20 protein-coding genes are annotated in these 19,166 nt (G+C 61.0%); 10 read left to right on the forward strand and 10 right to left on the reverse strand.

The genetic code is table 11. The annotated features are described in order from the left end of the window. Positions 1–2 precede the first annotated feature (2 nt). The gene (locus ACR0AG_RS14075; protein WP_480839916.1) at positions 3–818 is read left to right on the forward strand and encodes an SDR family oxidoreductase; all 816 of its coding nucleotides are present in this window, start codon (positions 3–5) and stop codon (positions 816–818) included. An 88-nt stretch (positions 819–906) separates the two neighbouring features. Further along, entirely contained in the window at positions 907–1,638 is a 732-nt protein-coding gene (locus tag ACR0AG_RS14080) for a Crp/Fnr family transcriptional regulator (protein ID WP_480839923.1), read from the forward strand. Positions 1,639–1,641: 3 nt separating this feature from the next. Here ACR0AG_RS14080 and ACR0AG_RS14085 read toward each other — a convergent pair whose 3' ends face one another. From ACR0AG_RS14085 to ACR0AG_RS14115, 7 genes are all read right to left on the reverse strand, one after another. Beyond that, a complete protein-coding gene (locus ACR0AG_RS14085; RefSeq protein WP_480839925.1) occupies positions 1,642–2,946 on the reverse strand; it encodes a M16 family metallopeptidase in 1,305 nt (434 codons plus the stop codon). Further along, positions 2,943–4,283, reverse strand: a complete 1,341-nt coding sequence (locus tag ACR0AG_RS14090) for a M16 family metallopeptidase (protein WP_480839927.1) — start codon at positions 4,281–4,283, stop codon at positions 2,943–2,945. Before ACR0AG_RS14090 ends, ACR0AG_RS14085 begins: the two co-directional genes overlap by 4 nt. 84 nt (positions 4,284–4,367) lie before the next feature. Continuing rightward, on the reverse strand, positions 4,368–4,886 hold the full coding sequence (locus ACR0AG_RS14095; protein WP_480839929.1) for a DUF3035 domain-containing protein: 519 nt from the start codon (positions 4,884–4,886) through the stop codon (positions 4,368–4,370). Positions 4,887–4,936: 50 nt separating this feature from the next. Further along, a complete protein-coding gene (gene lspA / locus ACR0AG_RS14100; protein ID WP_480839931.1) occupies positions 4,937–5,407 on the reverse strand; it encodes a signal peptidase II in 471 nt (156 codons plus the stop codon). Further along, on the reverse strand, positions 5,407–6,996 hold the full coding sequence (gene purH, locus ACR0AG_RS14105) for a bifunctional phosphoribosylaminoimidazolecarboxamide formyltransferase/IMP cyclohydrolase (RefSeq protein WP_480839933.1): 1,590 nt from the start codon (positions 6,994–6,996) through the stop codon (positions 5,407–5,409). Before purH ends, lspA begins: the two co-directional genes overlap by 1 nt. Positions 6,997–7,018: 22 nt before the next feature. Next, positions 7,019–8,758, reverse strand: a complete 1,740-nt coding sequence (locus tag ACR0AG_RS14110; protein WP_480839935.1) for a heparinase II/III family protein — start codon at positions 8,756–8,758, stop codon at positions 7,019–7,021. 88 nt (positions 8,759–8,846) lie between these two features. Beyond that, positions 8,847–10,106, reverse strand: a complete 1,260-nt coding sequence (locus ACR0AG_RS14115; protein ID WP_480839937.1) for an RsmB/NOP family class I SAM-dependent RNA methyltransferase — start codon at positions 10,104–10,106, stop codon at positions 8,847–8,849. 89 nt (positions 10,107–10,195) lie between these two features. On the opposite strand from ACR0AG_RS14115, the gene ACR0AG_RS14120 reads away from it, so the two are divergent. Then, on the forward strand, positions 10,196–10,378 hold the full coding sequence (locus ACR0AG_RS14120; protein WP_480840247.1) for a DUF1674 domain-containing protein: 183 nt from the start codon (positions 10,196–10,198) through the stop codon (positions 10,376–10,378). Here ACR0AG_RS14120 and ACR0AG_RS14125 read toward each other — a convergent pair whose 3' ends face one another. Then, on the reverse strand, positions 10,379–11,239 hold the full coding sequence (locus ACR0AG_RS14125) for a LysR family transcriptional regulator (RefSeq protein ID WP_480839939.1): 861 nt from the start codon (positions 11,237–11,239) through the stop codon (positions 10,379–10,381). A gap of 99 nt (positions 11,240–11,338) precedes the next feature. Here ACR0AG_RS14125 and tmpA point away from each other — a divergent pair, with 99 nt between their 5' ends. The 4 genes from tmpA (at position 11,339) to ACR0AG_RS14145 (ending at position 14,664) form a co-directional block, all read left to right on the forward strand. Further along, the gene (gene tmpA / locus ACR0AG_RS14130; protein ID WP_480839941.1) at positions 11,339–12,475 is read left to right on the forward strand and encodes a 2-trimethylaminoethylphosphonate dioxygenase; all 1,137 of its coding nucleotides are present in this window, start codon (positions 11,339–11,341) and stop codon (positions 12,473–12,475) included. Continuing rightward, on the forward strand, positions 12,472–13,062 hold the full coding sequence (gene tmpB, locus ACR0AG_RS14135) for a (R)-1-hydroxy-2-trimethylaminoethylphosphonate oxygenase (protein WP_480839943.1): 591 nt from the start codon (positions 12,472–12,474) through the stop codon (positions 13,060–13,062). The genes tmpA and tmpB overlap by 4 nt, the downstream gene beginning before the upstream one ends. After that, positions 13,059–13,727 carry an ureidoglycolate lyase gene (locus tag ACR0AG_RS14140; protein ID WP_480839946.1) on the forward strand — a complete coding sequence of 223 codons (669 nt, stop codon included), beginning with the start codon at positions 13,059–13,061 and terminating at the stop codon, positions 13,725–13,727. Before tmpB ends, ACR0AG_RS14140 begins: the two co-directional genes overlap by 4 nt. Before the next feature lie 76 nt (positions 13,728–13,803). Next, a complete protein-coding gene (locus ACR0AG_RS14145) occupies positions 13,804–14,664 on the forward strand; it encodes a hypothetical protein (protein WP_480839948.1) in 861 nt (286 codons plus the stop codon). A 6-nt stretch (positions 14,665–14,670) separates the two neighbouring features. Here ACR0AG_RS14145 and dapB read toward each other — a convergent pair whose 3' ends face one another. Further along, positions 14,671–15,480 carry a 4-hydroxy-tetrahydrodipicolinate reductase gene (dapB, locus tag ACR0AG_RS14150; protein WP_480839950.1) on the reverse strand — a complete coding sequence of 270 codons (810 nt, stop codon included), beginning with the start codon at positions 15,478–15,480 and terminating at the stop codon, positions 14,671–14,673. Positions 15,481–15,570: 90 nt separating this feature from the next. Here dapB and rbfA point away from each other — a divergent pair, with 90 nt between their 5' ends. The 3 genes from rbfA to truB are packed head-to-tail and all read left to right on the forward strand — an operon-like array spanning position 15,571 to position 17,678. Further along, a complete protein-coding gene (gene rbfA, locus ACR0AG_RS14155) occupies positions 15,571–15,966 on the forward strand; it encodes a 30S ribosome-binding factor RbfA (RefSeq protein WP_480839952.1) in 396 nt (131 codons plus the stop codon). Further along, entirely contained in the window at positions 15,963–16,706 is a 744-nt protein-coding gene (locus tag ACR0AG_RS14160; RefSeq protein WP_480839955.1) for a phosphodiester glycosidase family protein, read from the forward strand. Before rbfA ends, ACR0AG_RS14160 begins: the two co-directional genes overlap by 4 nt. Positions 16,707–16,760: 54 nt before the next feature. After that, a complete protein-coding gene (truB, locus tag ACR0AG_RS14165; protein WP_480839957.1) occupies positions 16,761–17,678 on the forward strand; it encodes a tRNA pseudouridine(55) synthase TruB in 918 nt (305 codons plus the stop codon). Here truB and ACR0AG_RS14170 read toward each other — a convergent pair. Continuing rightward, entirely contained in the window at positions 17,675–19,126 is a 1,452-nt protein-coding gene (locus tag ACR0AG_RS14170) for a pyridoxal phosphate-dependent decarboxylase family protein (RefSeq protein WP_480839960.1), read from the reverse strand. The genes truB and ACR0AG_RS14170 overlap by 4 nt on opposite strands. Positions 19,127–19,166 lie beyond the last annotated feature (40 nt).

A 19,166-nucleotide genomic window follows, 5' to 3' on the forward strand; every position in this document is an offset into this window, starting at 1 on the left:
ACATGGGTTTTGCAAACCAAACCGTCATCGTCATTGGCGGCACCAGCGGCATCAACCGCGGCATTGCCGAGGCCTTTGCGGCCTCGGGCGCCAAGCTGGCCGTTGCCAGCCGCTCGCAAGACAAAGTGGATGACACGGTCGCCGCGTTAATAGCCGCGGGCGCCGCCGACGCAATGGGGGCGGCCTTTGACGTGCGCGACCCGGATGCGGTGGCCGCAGGGCTGAAACAGTTCCACGACGCATATGGCGATATCGACGTGCTGATCTCGGGCGCGGCGGGAAACTTTCCGGCGCTGACGGCGGAGATGTCGGTCAACGCCTTCAAAACCGTTGTCGATATCGACTTGATGGGAACCGTCCATGTTCTGAAAGGGGCCTATCCGTTCCTCAAACGCCCCGGTGCCAGCATCATCAACATCTCGGCCCCGCAATCCTATCTGCCTTACGAAGGTCAGGCCCATGTCTGTGCAGCAAAGGCAGGCGTCGATCAGATCACCCGCACCCTGTCGATGGAATGGGGGATCGAGGGCATCCGTGTGAACTCGGTCGTGCCCGGGTTCATCGAGGGCACAGAAGGGGCGAAACGTCTGGCCCCAACGCCGGATGCCGGAGAAGCCCTGCGCCGCGACGTGCCGCTGGGCCGATGGGGGCAGCCACAAGACGTGGCCAATGCCTGTCTGTTCCTCAGCTCGGACATGGCCAGTTATATCAGCGGCACGGTGCTGGCCGTGGACGGCGCGCTTTATCAACGCGGGTCGGGCAAGTTTGGCCAGATGATGGGGCAGATGTTGCGTGCGCAGGCAAAGGCGCAGTCATAAGGACGGAATACTTGTGACCTTGTTCATATACGGCCGTTAACCTTTAGGTCAGTGTCCAGCCTATCCAATATTGTGGGTAGGCCGAAACATGCTGAATTTACCAGTGGAACTTCCCGAGGTCGCACAGATTGCAACACTGATCGGTGTGCTGGGCGCGGGGCTCTATATTCTGAACTATTTCATGCTGCAGCTGAATGTCATCCGAGGTAGCGGCGTTCTGTATCCGATGATCACGATATTCGCCGCCAGCTTCGTGCTGATCAGCATGTCGGCCGAGTTTAATCTGGCCGGGTCAATCATCCAGATGGCCTATATCTCGATCTCGGTCATGGGGTTGTTGCGCGGTTATGTTTCACGCCATCTGGTCCGGTTCTCAAAGCCGGAACGGCAGTTCATCTCACACTACCTCGAAACGCTGAAGCCTTATCAGGCACGACGTTTGCTCAACACCGCGAAAACCGTCCAGTACAAGCCCGGCGAGGTTCTGATCGAAGAAGGCAGAACCACCGATTTCCTGGGCTTTGTCCTCAGCGGCAAGACAACCATTCTCAAGGAAAACCAGGTCATCAATCGATGCGGCGCGGATGAGATCCTGGGCGAGCTGACCTTTGGTCTTGGCATGCCGGCCACCGCAACTGTCCGCGCAAGCGAGCCGACATCCTGTCTGATCTTCGACAGTTTAAAACTGACCCGCCTGCTGCGCAGAAACCGTCATATCGATGACGCGCTGAAAGCCGCGCATTTCAGACATGCGCGGCAGAAACTTCTCAGCAGCAACTCTCATACAGTCAGCGCGCAAAATCGCGTCGCCGCGGCCTGACGGTTAGCCGTCCAGACCCACCGGCTTGCCCACGATGGTGAAATGCAGGCCCTCGGGGTCCAGCAACTCGGCCGCGACGCGGTTGATATCTTCCAGCGTTACCGCGTTCACCTTGTCATTGCGCGTGGCGATGTAGTCGATGGGCAGATCGTCCATCTGCATCCCCACCATGATCCCGGCGATCTGGCCATTGCCGTCAAACCGCAGCGGATACGCGCCGGTCAGATAGGTTTTGGCGTCGTCCAGTTCCTTCTGCGTGACCCCTTCGGTCGCGGCCCGCGCCCATTCGGCCCGGATCACATCAACGGCGTCGGCAATCCTGTCATTGGCCGAAGACACCGACCCCAGATAGACCGAGGCCAGATCCTTGGGCACCAGATAGGTTCCAATCCCGTAGGTCAGGCCGCGTTTTTCGCGTACTTCCTGCATCAGGCGGCTTTCAAAGCCGCCGCCGCCCAGAATGTGGTTCAAGACAAAGGCCGCGAAAAAGTCCGGATCGTCGCGATCAATGCCGCGCTGCGCAAACAGGGCAACGGATTGCGGCGTGTCGAATTCGACCACACTGACGCCGCCCTGAATGTTCACATTCGCCTTGTCCGGGATCGGCTTGCCGGTTTCGGGAAAATCGGCCAGCAGCTTGTCCAAAATGTCACCCAATTCAGCCGGGGTGATGTCGCCGACAGCCGAGACATAAAGGCGATCTTTGGCGAAGACACTGCCATAGGCTTCGACCACATCGTCTCGCGTCAGGGCGGTCACGCTTTCAATCGTGCCCTTGCCTTCGGAACCATAGGGATGGTCGCCATAGGCCATCTTGGCAAAGCTGCGCCCCGCGATGTCGTTGGGATCGGTCTGATCCGATCGCAGCCCCGACAGGACCTGCGCCCGTACCCGGTCCACCGCATCCTGATCAAAGCGTGGCTCGTGCAGCGTTGTCCGCAGCAGGTCGATCGCCTCGTCGCGGTTTTCGGTCAGGAACTGCGCAGAGATCGACACCGTGTCATCCGAGGCGCGATAGCCGAACGAAGCCGCCAGCGCCTCAAGCTCGCGCGCATAGGTGCGGGCATCCATGTCGCCCGCGCCTTCCTCGATCAGGCCGCTCATCAGATTGACCGCACCGCGTTTTTCCGGGTCATCCAAAGAGGTGCCCCCACGGAACCGCAGTTCCAGCGCGGTGAAGGGGATCGAGTGATCCTCGACCAGCCACGCGGTGATACCACCGGGTGAGGTGACCTCTTCGATCTTGATCTCGGCCCAGGCGGGCAGGGCTACAATCAGGGCGATCAGTGTTGCAAAGAGATGTTTCATTGGGTCACCTCCTCATCGCGCATCAGCCAGCCGGTGACCGAGGCTTCGGGTTGCAGAACTTCGCGGGCGGCGGCGATGACATCTTCGCCGGTGACTGCTTGCAGGATATCGGGCCAGGCCTGAACATCCTCTACCGTCAGGCCACTGGTCAACGCCCGGCCATAGCGGTTGCCGATCCCGTCCACATTGTCACGGGCATAGGTCTGGGACGCGCGCAATTGCAGTTTGATCCGGTCCAGATCTTCCTGGTTCACACCTTCAGCGATGAAATCGGCAACGGCCTGATCCATGGCATCTTCGGCTTCTTGCAGCGTTACACCTTCCGCAGGCACGACCAGCAGATCAAACGTTGTATCGTCCAGAGAGACACCGCGATAGAACGCGCCGGTGTAGACGACCTTTTGCTGTTCGAACTGCAGTTTTTCGTTCAGGTAAGACGTCGTGCTGCCGCCAAGCAATTCCGCCAGCATGAACAAGGCCGCGGCCTTTTCCTGCGCACCGGCGTCACGTTCGGGCGCCAGATAGCTGCGCTGCACATAGGGTTGCGAGACACGCGGATCCTTGTAGGTCAGCCGCCGTTCCGCCGTTTGCGGCGGTTCTTGCGAGCGGATGCGCTCGGGCAAGTCCGGATTGGCGGGGATCACACCGTAATATTCATCTGCAAGGCTGCGCACCTCTTCCGGGTCCACATCACCGGTGACAACCAGAATGGCGTTGTTGGGCGAATAGTGGATTTTGTAGAAATCCAGCGCATCCTGCATATCCAGCGTTTCCATCTCGTGTTTCCAGCCGATGATCGGCACACCGTAGCGATGGTTCAGATATTGCGCCGCATTCATCTGCTCGCCGAACAGGGCGCGCGGGTTGTTTTCTGTGCGCTGGTTCCGCTCTTCTAGGATCACGTCACGCTCGGTCAGGATGTCTTCTTCGGTCAGACGCAGGTTGCGCATCCGGTCCGCTTCCATCTGCATCATAAGTTCCAGCCGGTCGGCTGCGACGCGCTGAAAATAGGCGGTGTAATCGTATGAGGTGAAGGCGTTGTCATTGCCGCCATTGGCCGCAACCGTGGCAGAGAACTCGCCCGGCTCAAGCGTATCGGTGCCCTTGAACAACAGATGTTCCAGAAAATGCGCCACGCCCGAGGATCCGATAGGCTCGTCCGCCGATCCGGCCCGGTACCAGACCATATGCTGCACCACGGGCGCGCGGTGATCTTCGATCACAACCACGTCCATGCCGTTGTCCAGCGTAAAAGTTGTCACCGCTTCCTGCCCGCTATCGGCAAAAAGCGGGGTCGCAGTCATCAAGGCGGCAGACAATGCCAGGGCCCGAACCATGGGGCGTCCTCCGTTTCGTTTCACGTTTCAAACTACGGTGGCGCGACGAGGGTTCAAGGCCGATGACGGAAAGTTAAGAAAAATTCAGTCTTTGAGAGGTGGCGCAGAGGGCGTTTCAATCCCTTGCCGACGCGCGGCCTCGTTCTGGGCATTGGCATCCAGCGATTGCTTGCGATAGGCCTGCTCGTACCGATCCACCTTGAACAGGCGCAAACGCGTGAACCGGCCCTTGCGCTTGCGATACTTCGCATCCTCTTCCGCCGTGACCTGACGGGTATTGGCGGGCACGCCATACCGGCTTGAGGCCGTCACCAGCGCCGCATCCGTTGACGGAATGGCCGTGTTCGGGTTCAGTGCCGCCTCGCTGCCACCCAATGCAACAACGGCATCCGCCTCGGGATTTGGGTCTGTCAGATTGCTGCCACCCGGTGTCGGTGCGGGCAAAAAGGCGTAGTCCTTGGGTTGGGTCAGCGGTTTGACCGGCAAAACCGAAAACTCATCGGGGCCCTGTCCGGGAGGCTCAAGATGGCGCAATCCAATATCAGAACATGCCGCCATAAAGGCAGGCAGTGTCAGAACAACAAGGGCGCGCGGCATCCGCATAAGAGTCTCCAGCCAGTTTCCGGCGCTTTTATCGCATTTCCAAACCCGCGTCACGAGGGCTTTTTGCTGTCAAAGAGGATCAGACCCAAAGCTCCCGCAAATATGAACACGTCGGCCAGGTTGAACACAAAAGGGTTGTTGATGCCGCAGCAGGACATGTTGAGGAAATCCAGCACATAGCCATGCAGCACCCGATCCACCACGTTGCCCAGCGCGCCGCCGATCAACAAACCACCGCAGAGCTGCATGAACCGTGTCGGCGTATTTCGCCCCAGCCAGATCAATACGCCGATGCAAATCGCCAGCGAAACGCCGATCAGTACCCAGCGCGCAGCCTCGGAATTGCCTTGGAACAGGCCGAAATTGATACCGCGGTTTTCGCCGTATTTGAACACCAGTAGCGGTGGCAGAACGTCGATGTCACCTTGGGCCACGCGCAGGACGTGAACAACCAGATACTTGCTGATCTGATCGATCAGAAACGCGGCCAGACCAGCCCAGAGGAGGAGCGGATACCGCATCAGTGCCGGAAATGCCGCATGCCGGTAAAGACCATGGCCAGCCCGGCCTCATCCGCCGCCGCGATCACCTCGTCATCGCGCATCGAGCCGCCCGGCTGGATGACACAGGTCGCGCCCGCCTCCGCCGCTTCCATCAAACCATCGGGGAAGGGGAAGAACGCGTCCGAAGCGACAGCAGAGCCGATGGTCAGCGGCTGCGGCAGGTCCAGCGCGTCCGCCATGCGTTCGGCTTTCTTGGCGGCGATCAGGGCTGAATCCACGCGGCTCATCTGACCGGCGCCAACACCGACAGTCGCGCCGTCTTTGACGTAGACGATGGCGTTGGATTTGACGTGTTTGGCGACTTTCCAGGCAAATAACAGGTCGCGCATCTGGTCTTCGGTTGGTGCCTTCTTGGTCACAACCTTCAGGTCATCCATGCCGACAAATCCATTGTCCTTGTCCTGAACCAGAAGACCTCCGGCCACCTGACGCACAGTCTTGCCTCCAGCGGTCACATCTGGCAGCGCGTCGGTGGTCAGCAGGCGCAGGTTTTTCTTGGCGGCAAAGATCGCCTTTGCCTCATCGGACGCGCCCGGAGCAATCACCACTTCGGTGAAAATCCCGGTGATCTCCTGCGCGGTTTCCGCATCCAGCGGTTGGTTCAGCGCCACGATCCCGCCGAAAGCCGAGGTTCGGTCACAATCGAACGCGGCCTTATAGGCGTCCAGCAGCGTGGCGCCCTTGGCCACACCACAGGGGTTGGCGTGTTTGATGATGGCGCAGGCTGCACCCTCAGCAGGGTCGAACTCCGCCACCAGCTCAAACGCGGCGTCGGTGTCGTTGATGTTGTTGTAGCTCAGTTCCTTGCCCTGATGCTGAACGGCAGTGGCCACGCCGGGGCGGCCCGAGCCATCCACATAAAACGCCGCCTGCTGATGACTGTTTTCGCCATAGCGCAAGGTCTGTTTCAGCTCACCTGCAAAGGCGCGGCGTTTGGGGGCTTCAAGCTGCAGCGCATCGGCCATCCAGTTCGACACCGCCGTGTCATAGGCCGCCGTGCGGGCATAAGCCTTTTGCGCCAGCCACTGGCGGAACCCGTAAGAGGTCTTGCCGTAATTCTCTTCAAGCTGGTCCAGCAGCGACGAATAGTCTTCGACATCGACCACGACATTCACAAAGGCATGGTTCTTGGACGCCGCGCGGATCATCGCCGGACCACCGATATCGATGTTTTCGATGCATTCATCATAACCCGCGCCTTTGGCCACGGTGGCCTCGAACGGATAGAGGTTCACCACCAGCAAATCGATTGCGCCAATGCCATGTTCATCCATTGCGGCCACATGGGTGTCGTTGTCGCGCAGCGCCAGCAAGCCGCCATGCACCATCGGATGCAGGGTTTTGACCCGGCCATCCATCATCTCGGGAAACCCGGTGATCTCGCTGACGTCTTTGACCTCAAGCCCCGCATCGCGCAGCGCGCGCGCAGTACCGCCGGTTGACAACAGTTCGATCCCGCGTTCGGCCAGCGCCTTGCCCAGTTCGATCAACCCGATCTTGTCGGAAACGGAAAGCAACGCGCGGCGCACGGGGTGAAGATCGGTCATGGGTCCAAAGGTCCTTTTGGCGTCAGTCGAAATCGGGCTCGTCCCGGTGGATGTCTCGCACGGCGTAGGCAGTATCCTGCGCCTTGCTCAGCGTCCACTGGATGCGCGTCGCATACTCCATTGCGCGGCCAGATAGAACGATCTGTTTTGTCGCGCGTGGCTTTAGACGGCCTTTTTCCAGATAAACGCTTGGTTCGACTGACAACTTTCCAATGTTGTCATGGCGGAAAACCCAGATCTCTCCGCTTTTGAGCGCCATGGACACCGCAGCACCCCCAAGATCCAGCGCCGCATCAACGTCTGGATGCAGGTGAAACCGGACATCAAACGGCACGCCTTTCAGCCCGGTGGCGTCCAGCGCGCGGTCAAATTGCTTTTTGGCCTTGTCGGTGCTGGTCAGCAGAATGTCTTCGCCAATCAGCTCTCGCCCGTCAAAGCGCAGCTCGAATGTGCGGGCATGGGTCAGGCCGAACACTTTGGCATAGCCGTCATGGCCGACCATGAACCTTTGGCCTTCAAATGCCTCTTCGGTGTCGGTCGGAACGCTCGTTGGACCGTCCACAAGCGCCTCATGCGCAGTTCCGCGGGCCGGTTCGGTCAGGCGCGCGCTGGAAAACCCATCGACCGCCAGCGTTGAATGAGATGGGGTCGCACGCCCTGCCCGCCGCCAGTCGCGCCCGAAGCTTGCGCCCGATCCACAATTCACGATCAGCGGCCGCCGGCCCGAGGTCAGCTCGAACGCCCCGGTGGAGGCATGCGCATTGTACGATGCCGCGCCGGTGGGCGGCGCGCTTGCGTCAATGATCAGGCTGGTTCTGGCGGCGGTCAGCCGGGCAAACCCCATCGACAGGCCCGGCACAGGTTGGGCCTTGACGCCGCTTTGCGCCAGCGCCTGATCCAGACGCCCGTCCAACCCGCGCCCACCGCCGTGAAACCGCGCCAAAGCGCCGTCGGAATGGCGCAGATTTCGCAGAGTGGGTGCGACGCGCCGGATCGCCTCGGTCTGCGCAGCAGGCGTGCCCCGACCGACCTCGCTGAGCGCGGCAGAGGTCCAGGACAGAAGCGTGAAGACCTCAAGCAGTTCTTCGGGATTACGGGTAGGAATGCCGCCCTGAGCGTCGATCTGGCGTTCACATTCGCGCGCCAAACCGCGCAAGGCCGGATCGGCCAACTGTTCCAGCCCCTCCAGCGCAAGGCCCGCCTGAACCAGACCGCACAGCGCCTCGAACCGGGGCAAACCGGGTGTGGCGGCTTGCCAGCGTTTTGAAAGAAACCAGGATTGCTGTGCCAGTGACCGGAAGAAAAGCTTGGACTGCGTCTCATCCATGCCACGCAACAGAAACAAGCCGTGATTGATCCAGCGCATCACGCGCCGCCCCGTCAGATCGGGCGCCCAACCGGCGCCCTGACCCTGCCCATGGGCCTCAATCCAGCCCCAGACCCAACGCTGGGCTTTCTCGCGGGCACGCATGTCGCCCACGGCAGCCAGATCATCCAGCCAGGCAAAACCGTGGCGTTCATCATCAAAATCGACGCTTGGGGCGGTGACATCCCACAGCTCGGTATCGTCAGCCTCGACCAGAAACCCGGCAAACAACAAGTTGCCCGCGACCAGCTGGCGCCCGCGTGCGAAGGATCCGACCGTGCGCGGCTCGGGTTGACCGACAAAGCCCGACACCGCTTTGCGCCGCTGGCTGAGCCGCGCATAAAGCCGGTTGCGAAACCGCATCCATCGGTTGGTCATGGTGTCTGACTGTGACATGACGCTCGTTACTCTGCCCCTGACGCTCTGCTGGCGCCTGACCCAACGATAGACGGGTTAGAAGGTCAAGTCATCGAAAAGAACAGGCTTAGGCACTTTTGTTGAGGCACGCGATGTAGAACCCGTCCATTCCGCCCTCCTCTGGCCAGTAATCCGGGCGCAGACGCAACCCACCTTCTTCGGTGATCCAGGCGGAATCGACACCCGCAACTTCAAGTGCGGTCCGGTCCACAGACATGTCACTATGCTGCGCCAGCGCCTCTTCGATCTGCACTTCGCCTTCGTCCGGCAACAGCGAACACGTGCAGTAAACCAGCCGCCCGCCGGGTTTCAAAAGGGTCCAGGCATGGGCCAGCATCTGCGCCTGCAGATCGATGAGCGCTCCAAACTCGGACCCGTCCTTGGCAAAAGGCAGATCCGGATGGCGGCGAATGGTTCCGGTGGCAGAGCACGGCGCATCCAGCAGGATCGCGTCGTACTGGCCCTGATGTTCCAGCGCGTCGGCCGCAATGACTTCTGCCGTCAGTCCGGTGCGCGCAAGGTTTTCGCGCACACGCTCCAACCGTCCTTCCGAGACATCCAGCGCTGTGACCTTGGCCCCTGCTGCGGCGATCTGAAGGGTTTTGCCGCCCGGTGCCGCACAGAGGTCCAGGATAGCCTCGCCCGGTTGCGGGTCCAGAATGCGGACAGGCAAAGCGGCCGCCGCGTCCTGCACCCACCAGTCCCCGGCGGAATAGCCCGGCAAGGCCGATACCTGCCCCGCATCCGCCAACCGGACCGACCCGGTGGGCAAGGCTGTACCACCCGGCCCGGTGACACCCGGTTTCAGGGTCACGTCCAGCGGTGCGCCCGCGAATTGGGCCTGTTCCATGCCCATGACAGCATCGGCACCCCAAGCCATGATCAATGGCTCTCGCAGCCAGTCGGGCAGGCGCGGCACTCGCATTTTGGGCCAGGCTTCGGGTCCTTCAGCGGCGACCTTGCGCAGAACCGCATTGACCAATCCCTTGAGGCGGCCATGTTTTCGGGACCTGCCGACAATCTCGACCATTGAATTGACCACACCATGCGCCGCTGCACCCTGGCAAAGCTCAACCGTGGCCAACCGCAGGGCGTTGTATGCGGTCAAATCAGGCGTGCGCTTGAGATGATTGTCCAGCAGGCGATCCGCACGCTCCAGCCCTCGCAGGGTTTCCAGCGTCAACCGCTGTGCGCGGGCACGATCTTCGGGGTCCAGGCGGTCTAGGGCACCGGCAGACAGGCATTCGGACAGCAACCGCCCTTCGCCCAATATCTGATCCAGCAGGTAGATCGCGCTGCGCCGCGCCGCTGTTGCACTGTCGGACATGGGTATCGCCTTTTTCTCAGATTGCGCCGCATTGCCAACGGCGGACGGGGGCGTATATCAAGGCCATGCACGGAAAGGAACCCGATGTCATGAGTGACGAGCGCAAAGACCTGCCCCCCGCCGCCCAGCGCGCACTGGCCGAAGCGGAAGAGCGCCGCCGCAAGGCCCGGGCGCAGGCCAAAGAGCAGCCCAGGGAACTGGGCGGCCGCGAGGGTCCCGACCCGGCCCGCTATGGGGATTGGGAAAAGAAGGGCATCGCCATCGATTTCTGATCAGGCCACGCCTTTCAGCGCAGTCAGGAAATCTTCGATCAAATCCCGCTGCTTTCTGGATCGCAGTTGATCGTCGGGCCATGTCAGCCAATACCCATCCTTGGTTTCCAGCTTTGGCAAGTCCAGTTGACGCAGCTGACCCGATTGCAGGGTTCCCGACGCCAGAGGGATGGAACCCAGAACAACCCCCAACCCCTGCCGCGCCGCAACAAGGGCATGACCCATCGAATCAAAGCTGAGCCGCGTTGACGGCAGCTCATCAATCCCCGATTTGCGCGCCCAGTCCCGCCAACCGGGCCGTTCACCGCGCTGATCCACCAGCGGCGCGCCCCAGTCCACACCGGGTGCGGCCATCGGGACCAGTGCTTCGCGGGCGATCAGCTTGGCCTCGCGCCCCGGCCAGGCACCACGACCGTATCGGATTTGCAGCCAGGTCTTCTCTTCGTTCATCGAAGATCGCCGCGCCATCGAATCCGTCATCAGGCGCACCTTTGGCCGCAGTTGCGCAAACTGGGGTATGGCAGGCAGAACCAACGCATGGATATGCGAAGACAAACCTGCGACCCGCAACTCTCGTGGGGATTTCCCGAACAGGTCTTCGGTATTTCGCTCCAGCGCCTGCAAGCTGTCCTGCACCAACGGCAGATAGCTTTCGCCCTCAACAGTCAGCGAGACGCCCCGCGCCTCGCGCACGAACAAGGTCCGGCCCAGCCAGGATTCCAGATTGCCGATGCGCTGACTGACTGCGGCCTGCGTCAGCCCGAATTCGCGCGCCGCGGCTGAGAATCCACCCAGGCGCCCTGCAGCCTCGAACACGCGCAGCCAATCCAGCGGTGGCAATCCGACCTTTTTCTTAGCCATTAGTTATTCCATGCCTCAGCAGAAAGAAGGATTAATTGTCGTAATGCCATGAAGCGCGTATTCCCTCAAGCAAAGCCCGCGCCAGACAGGAGAGACCCCATGCTGCGCAACACCACCCACAACGCGTCCGTCGTGACCGTTGAGTTTGCGGACAGAACGACCTCGCGCTTTCACGCCATCTGGTTGCGCGACAATGCGCTTGACCCCGAAACCCGCGCACCAGGCAATGGTCAGCGGCTGATCACCATCGGTGATATTCCCGCGGACCTATCGGTCAGCGATGCCGCACTTGTGCAGGGTGATCTGCAAGTCACTTTCCAACCCGAAGGCAAAACCGTCACCTTTCCGGGCGATTGGCTGGCGGCCCACAGCTATGACCGGGATCTGGGCGAAGAAGCCGGGCGCATCGCCGCTGGCATCACCACCTGGGACAGCGGCCTGACCGCGCCCAGCGGTGACTGGGCCGCGGTACATGCCAACCCGGCGACGAAACGCGACTGGCTGGCGGCGATTGCCGAGTTTGGTTTTGCCAAACTGACCGGCGGCCCAACCAAGCCAGAATCGCTGCTGCAAGTCGCCGATCTGTTCGGCTTTGTGCGCGAAACCAACTACGGCCCCTATTTCGAGGTGCGTACCGAAGTGAACCCCAGCAACCTCGCCTATACCGGGCTGGGCTTGCAGGCGCACACCGATAACCCCTATCGCGATCCGGTGCCGACGCTGCAAATCCTCTATTGCCTGGAAAACAGCGCCGAAGGCGGCGATTCGATCGTTGTCGACGGGTTCCGAGCGGCCGAAAAGCTGCGCGAGCAAAACCCCGACGGCTTTGCCCTGCTGGCCGGTTACCCCGCCCGGTTCGAATACAAAGGTTCGGACGGGGTTTGCCTGCGCGCGCGCCGGCCGATGATCGAGCTGTCGCCGGATGGCGAGTTGATCGGCATCCGGTTCAACAACCGCTCGTCCGCGCCGTTCGTGGACGTGCCCTTCGACAAGATGGCGGCGTTTTATGCCGCCTATCGTCAGCTTGGCGACATCATCGACGATCCGGCCATGGGTGTTTCCTTCAAACTGGAGCCGGGCGAGAGCTTTATCGTCGACAATACCCGCGTGCTGCACGCGCGGCTTGGCTATTCCGGCGCGGGCTCGCGTTGGTTGCAGGGATGCTATGCCGATAAGGACGGTTTGCTGTCTACGCTGGCCGCACTGAACATGACACAACCGGAGGCCGCAGAATGAAACCTGACTTTTCGACCCTCAACCAAGACAATATCGTCGCTTTCATCGCTGATATTTTTGCCCGTCGCGGCAGCGAGGAATATCTGGGCGAACCCGTCACCATAGCCGAACACATGCTGCAGGGCGCAACAATTGCCGAACAGAATAGCATGCCCGAAGAGATCATCGTGGGCGCGTTGCTGCATGATATCGGGCATTTCACCTCGGAATTCGGCAGCTATCACCCCGATGACACCGAAGATCGCCATCACGAGGATGCAGGCGCCGCAGTGCTGGAGCAATTTTTCCCCTCGATCATCACCGATTGCTGTCGGTATCACGTCGCAGCAAAACGCTATCTCTGCGCAACCAAGCCCGACTATTTCAACCGCTTGTCAGAGGCCTCGGTCCATTCTCTGGAATTGCAGGGCGGTCCGATGAGTGCCGACGAAATCGCCGAATTCGAAGCCAACCCGAACCTGAAAGAGATCATTCAGGTCCGCTATCTGGATGAGGCAGGCAAACGGATCGGTATGGAAACCCCCGATTTCGCCCATTTTGCGCCCATGGTGCAGCATATGGTCGACAAGCATATGGGTGCGTCGTGAACGCACCCGAGTACATCTTTGAAGCCAGCACAAAACCGTCGCTGCCGTGGCATGAGGTCCCGCTGATCCGCGCCACCGACGCCTCGGTCAAGGGCTACGGCTGTCTGGTCGATGACCCCGAAGGGTTCGAGATCGAAATCACCCGCTGGCCGCAGCAAGGTTGGCGGCCCATCGACGAAGGCACCGGCGACGAAGGCGGCTGGGTCGAGGGCACGTTCCGCGCCGACTGGAAGGGCGATGTGCTCTATGGTGAAAACGAGGCGGTCAAAGGCCATTACGTTCTGGGCTGGTCCGCCGATCCGCAGCAGGCACAGACCACACGGCAAACGGCCCCCCGCGATCAGGTCCTGCTGTGGCACATGAACTATCACCCGGATGGCGGGCAGATGTTCTGGCCGCTGGACAATAGACCTTTCATCGTCCCCGCCGCCCTGCCGGGCGACAATCTGACGCCTGACAAGGTGGTGGCGTTCTGGTGCGACGGGTCACGCGGCCTCTATATCCATCCCGGCATCTGGCATGAGGGGATTTTCCCGGTCGAGGACAACCAGCGCTTTCTGGATCGTCAAGGCGCGGTCCACGCGCGGGTCAGCGCCGATATCGGGCAAGAGTTCGGCGTCTACCTCGCATGCCCGCTGCGAGCGGATAAAATCAAGGACCTCTAAAGTATTTTCAGAATTCCTTAACCGTCCGCCCAAACATCTGCGATACTCTGCTTATGCGAGCATCAGGGAGGCGCAGATGGCATTGAACAGACGCAAAGTGGTTCAGTTGGGAACGGCAGCGGCGCTCAGCACTGTCGCACCCCGTTTGGCAACCGGCGCGACAGGTGAAAACAACGCTTTTGAGGCTGAGTTCGCAAAAACCATCGCTGGCCTTCAGGCGGCGTTTGCGGGCATGGGCTTTGCTCAATCGGGCCCGTTACCGATTGTCACGGGAAACACCGACTACAATGGCGGGCTGAGGCACGATTTCGATCAGGACGTCCTGCCGGCGAATGCGTTCATCATCCAACCCCTGGCCCGCGTCGACGATGTGGATGAAAAAGCCCGTCCGGACGTCCTGCCCCTGTTTCACGAGGTTGGGTGCCACCCCGGCGCAGATATCTCGGGCCGGGACACAACCGCGTTGATGCTGCGCATCCTGACCGGTGACTTCGGGCTGGACCCATCCCGCATTGCCTTTGTCAGCGTCCCGCAGGCCGAAGACATGCGCCCTGTTCTGGATGATCTGGATATGCCGTTTGCTCAGAAGGTCCTGCTGCGCGATCAGGCCGAGGCGCTGGCCGCCCGCGATGCCTCGGGCTATTTCTTTCCTGACCCGTTTGGCCAGGACTATCTGGTGACAATGGGTGTCTATTACCGCGTCGGCGATGTGGACGAACCCGCGCCGACCGCCTATCCCCCATCCGCTAATTGGACCGAAATTGGCGAGATCATCATCGGCGGCGATGCCGCGCCTCTGGGCATCTCAATAGGGGCCGAACGCCTGACTTATGCACGCACTGGCCAGTTCCCCGCATGGAACCAACGGCTAGGCGCCCTTTTCGCGCAGGTTCAACAAGACGGCACGGAACCGCCGGGACTGGCCGCGTTTCGCTAAAGCGGATTACAGCCCCAGTACATCCACCATGTCATACTGACCGGGCGCCTTGCCCTGCCCCCAGAGCGCTGCCTTGAGCGCGCCGCGCGCAAAGATGGCGCGGTCGGTGGCCAGATGGCGAAGGACGATGCGCTCGCCGGGGGCGGCGAACAGGACGTCATGCTCTCCGACGATGTCTCCGCCCCGCACCGCGTGAAACCCGATATGGCCTCGTTGGCGGGCGCCGGTAATGCCGTCGCGGCCCCGGTCGGACACATCCGCCAGACTGACACCGCGCCCTTCGGCGGCGGCTTCACCCAGCATCAGCGCCGTGCCCGAGGGCGCGTCGACCTTGTGGTGGTGATGGCCTTCGATCACCTCGATATCGAAATCCTCATCTAGCGCGGCGGCAACCTTTTTGGTCAGTTGAACCAGCAGGTTGACGCCAAGGCTCATGTTGCCCGCGCGCACGATCACCGCATGGCGCGCGGTCGGTTCCAGCGCCGCGATCTGCTCATCGCTCATGCCGGTGGTGCCGATTACATGCACGCAACGGGCCTGCGCGGCCAATGCAGCAAATTCCAGCGTTGCCTCGGGCGCGGTGAAGTCGATCACCGCTTGCGCCTGCGCAAACGCCTCCAGCGGGTCATCCGTCACGGTGACGCCCAGCGCTGACCCGCCCATAGCCTGACCTACATCCTGACCGATCCAGTCATGGCCCGCACGCTCGACCACGCCGACCAGACGGGCCTGATCGCTATCCGACACGGTCTTGATCAGCATCTGCCCCATACGGCCCGAAGCCCCTGTGATGACGATCCCCGTAATATGGGTCATGGCGGTGTTCCCTTGCTGCAAACTGCTCAAAGCCTCCTACCCGGTTCGCGCCCGCTTGGCAAAGGTGGGATTTGGGCTTAGATCGAAGACATGGCAAAGAACAAATTCCACGACGGCCCCGGCCCGTCCCAACGGCAACTGCGTGTCGGCGAACTGATCCGCCGCACCCTGTCCGAGGTTCTGGCGCGCGGAGATGTCCACGACCCCGATCTGAACCGAATGTCGATCACCGTAGGAGAGGTGCGCACCTCGCCCGATCTGAAAATCGCCACCGCCTATGTGCTGCCTTTGGGCGGCAAGGGGCAGGAGGACGTGATCGCGTTGCTGGCCCGCAACAGGGGCGAGCTGCGGCGCATGGTTGGCAAGAAGGTCGGCCTGAAATTCTCGCCCGATCTGCGGTTTCGGCTGGATGACACGTTCGATCGTCTGGACGACACCCGCCGCATGTTCGAACAGGACGCGGTGCGCCGCGATCTGGACGAGTGATCCGGGCAGCCGTCACGACAGGCGCGCTCCTGTGGGCCGCGCAGGCCGCTGCGGTGACCTGTGAAAAGATAACGCACGACAACAACCGCTACACCGTGTGTACAGCAGACGCTGCAAACCAAGAGTTGCGTCTGTTTCTGAACGACGCGGAGGGCACGGTTCTTGGCCATTTTTCTTCGGTGAACGAGGCGCTGTCTGCGGAAGGCAAACGTCTGGCCTTCGCGATGAATGCGGGCATGTATCACGATGACCGCTCCCCGGTCGGGCACTATGTCGAAGACGGGCACGAGCAGATGCGCGTGATCGCAAACCCCGGGCCCGGAAATTTTGGTCTTCTGCCCAATGGTGTGTTCTGCATCCGTGAGAGCCGCGCCGATGTGTTCGAGACCCTGGATTTTGTCGATCAGGCCCCCGAATGCCGCTTTGCCAGCCAATCCGGCCCGATGCTGGTGATCGACGGCGCGCTGCACCCTCGTTTTCTGCCCGATTCAACGTCGCGCTATATTCGCAACGGCGTCGGCACCAGCGACGACGGAACGCGCGTGGTCTTTGCGATATCAGAGGATTACGTCACGTTTCACGAATTCGGCAGCCTGTTTCGCGACGTGCTGAAAACGCCCAATGCGCTGTTCTTCGACGGCAATATCTCTCGGATGTATGACCGGGCTACGAACCGTTCCGATGCAGGCTTTTCGCTGGGCCCCATCGTGGGTGTGGTCGAAAACACTCCGGAAAATTGACAGCGTCCCGATCATCCGCTAGGTCGCGCGCCTTGGCAGGACTCTGGGTGCAATATGGGACGAAAACGTAAGGGCCGCGACATTTCCGGTTGGCTGGTGGTGGACAAGCCTGCGGGCATGACCTCGACATCCGTGGTCAACAAGGTGCGTTGGGCGATGGATGCCAAAAAGGCGGGTCACGCGGGCACGCTGGATCCCGAGGCGACCGGCGTTCTGGCCGTGGCCTTGGGCGAGGCGACCAAGACGGTTCCTTACATCACTGATGCGTTGAAAGCCTACACGTTCACCGTTCGTTTGGGTCAAGCTACCAACACTGACGACGCCGAGGGCGAGGTGACCGCGTCCAGCGACGCGCGCCCGTCGGATGATGAAATCAAACAGGCGCTGGTGCCGTTTTTGGGCGACATCATGCAGGTCCCGCCGAAATTCTCGGCGGTGAAGATCGACGGTCAGCGCGCCTATAAACTGGCCCGCGATGGCGAGGATGTGGAACTGACCGCGCGGCCTCTGTGGGTCGAAGAACTGATCCTCGTCGACCGCCCCGACGAAGATCACGTGGTGCTGGAGATGACTTGCGGCAAAGGGGGTTATGTTCGTTCCATCGCCCGAGATCTCGGGGCCGCTTTGGGCTGTCACGGCCATGTCAAGGAACTGCGCCGCATCTGGTCCGGCCCGTTCGAGGCCGAAGATGGACTGACCATCGAACAGATCGACGAAATGGCCAAGACCACCGCGCTGGACGGCTATCTGCACCCGCTGGAAACCGGCCTGTCCGACCTGCCCGAACTGAAATGCACCCCCGAGGGCGCCACCCGCCTGCGCAACGGAAATCCGGGTATGGTTTTGGCCTCGGACGTGGAATACGGCGACGAAGCCTGGGCCTCGCTCGATGGCAAGGCCGTGGCCGTGGGTGTCTACAAATCCGGCGAATTGCATCCAAGCCGGGTATTTGTACAGGGCGATCCGAATTAAACGGCAGACTGCAGCTGATGACCCAGCCGTAGAACCTCGGACACCAAAAGCTCCAGATCTTGCGCCTGGGTACGATGATTGTTGATCGCCACCCGCAGGCAATGTTCGCCGCGAACGGATGTATCTGAAAGAACCGCCGTGCCTTCTTCTTGCAGGCATAGCATTATCTCAGAGTTGAGGGCGCGCAGCTTGTCCGGGGCCAGCCCGCCCGGATCGAACCGGAAACAAACGATGTTGATATTGGTGGGGAACATCAGGCTGAGGGTCTTTTCCGCCTCGATCAACGATGTCAGATATTGCGCCTTTTCGATATCCTGATCGATCAGCCGACCGAATTTCTGCACGCCATTTTCACGCAATGACATCCAGACCTTCAACGCCCGAAACCCGCGCGATGTCTGGAATCCGTAATCGTGCAGGAACGCCGCCCCTGCAACGCCCCGTTTTTGCGGTTCCAGATACTCGGGCGTCAATGTGAAGGATGCGTGATGCGCGTCGTGATCCCGTACCAGTGCACAGCCAACTTCGAACGGGGCGTGCAGCCATTTATGCGGGTCCAGCGCGACAGAATCCGCCCTCTCGATCCCGGACACACGCCAGCCATTCGCGGGCGCAATCGCAATAAGCGCGCCGATACAGCCATCGACGTGAAACCAGAGGCCCTCACGCTGACAAAAATCCGCAATCGCGTTTAGATCGTCGATGGCGCCGGTATTCACGGTTCCTGCGGTGGCAATGACGCAAGCCGGATTCAGACCGTCCGCGCGGTCCTGCTGCACCATCTGACGCAACTGCTCCAGATCCATCCTCTGGTCTTCACCGGTTGGAACCCGACGCAGGGCCTGATCCCCCAATCCGAGCGTCTCAAGCGATTTCTGATGGCAGCTGTGCATCTGATCCGAACCATAGTAGCGCATGGGGCGATCCATCGCTGCAACACCCAGTTTGCGCATATCGATCCCCGATTGCACATTGCGCGCCACGGTCAGGCCGATCATGTTTGCCACGCTGCCACCGCTGACCAGCGTCCCGCTTGACCCCTGCGGCAGGCCGATCATTTCGCGCAGCCAGTCAACGACCTGCCGGTCGATCAAAGCCGCCGCATGATTGCCTCCACCCAGGTTCGAGCCCTGAACGGCCGCAAGAAAATCCGCGATGGCGCCAGTAAAGTTGCTGGCCCCCATATACCAGCCCCAGAACCGGGGATGGATATTGCCCATCGGGTATTCCATGACCCGCGCGCTCACGTCATCCAGAAGGTCGCCCAGCGGCATTCCCTGCTGAGGCGCGGGGGTTTCAAACCCATTGCGAATGTCGGTTGGCATATCCTGCCAGATCGGCCGGTCGCGCACATCCCGCGTGTGATCCAGTGCCATGTCCAACATTTCATGAGCCAGCCTGCGGGTCTCTTCCCAATCAGACGGGTCTAGTGTTTCAAAATTGGTCATTCTGCCCCCAAAGAGTTCGATCAAATGCCAGCAGCCTAGC

This window comes from Ruegeria sp. H6, assembly GCF_056532975.1.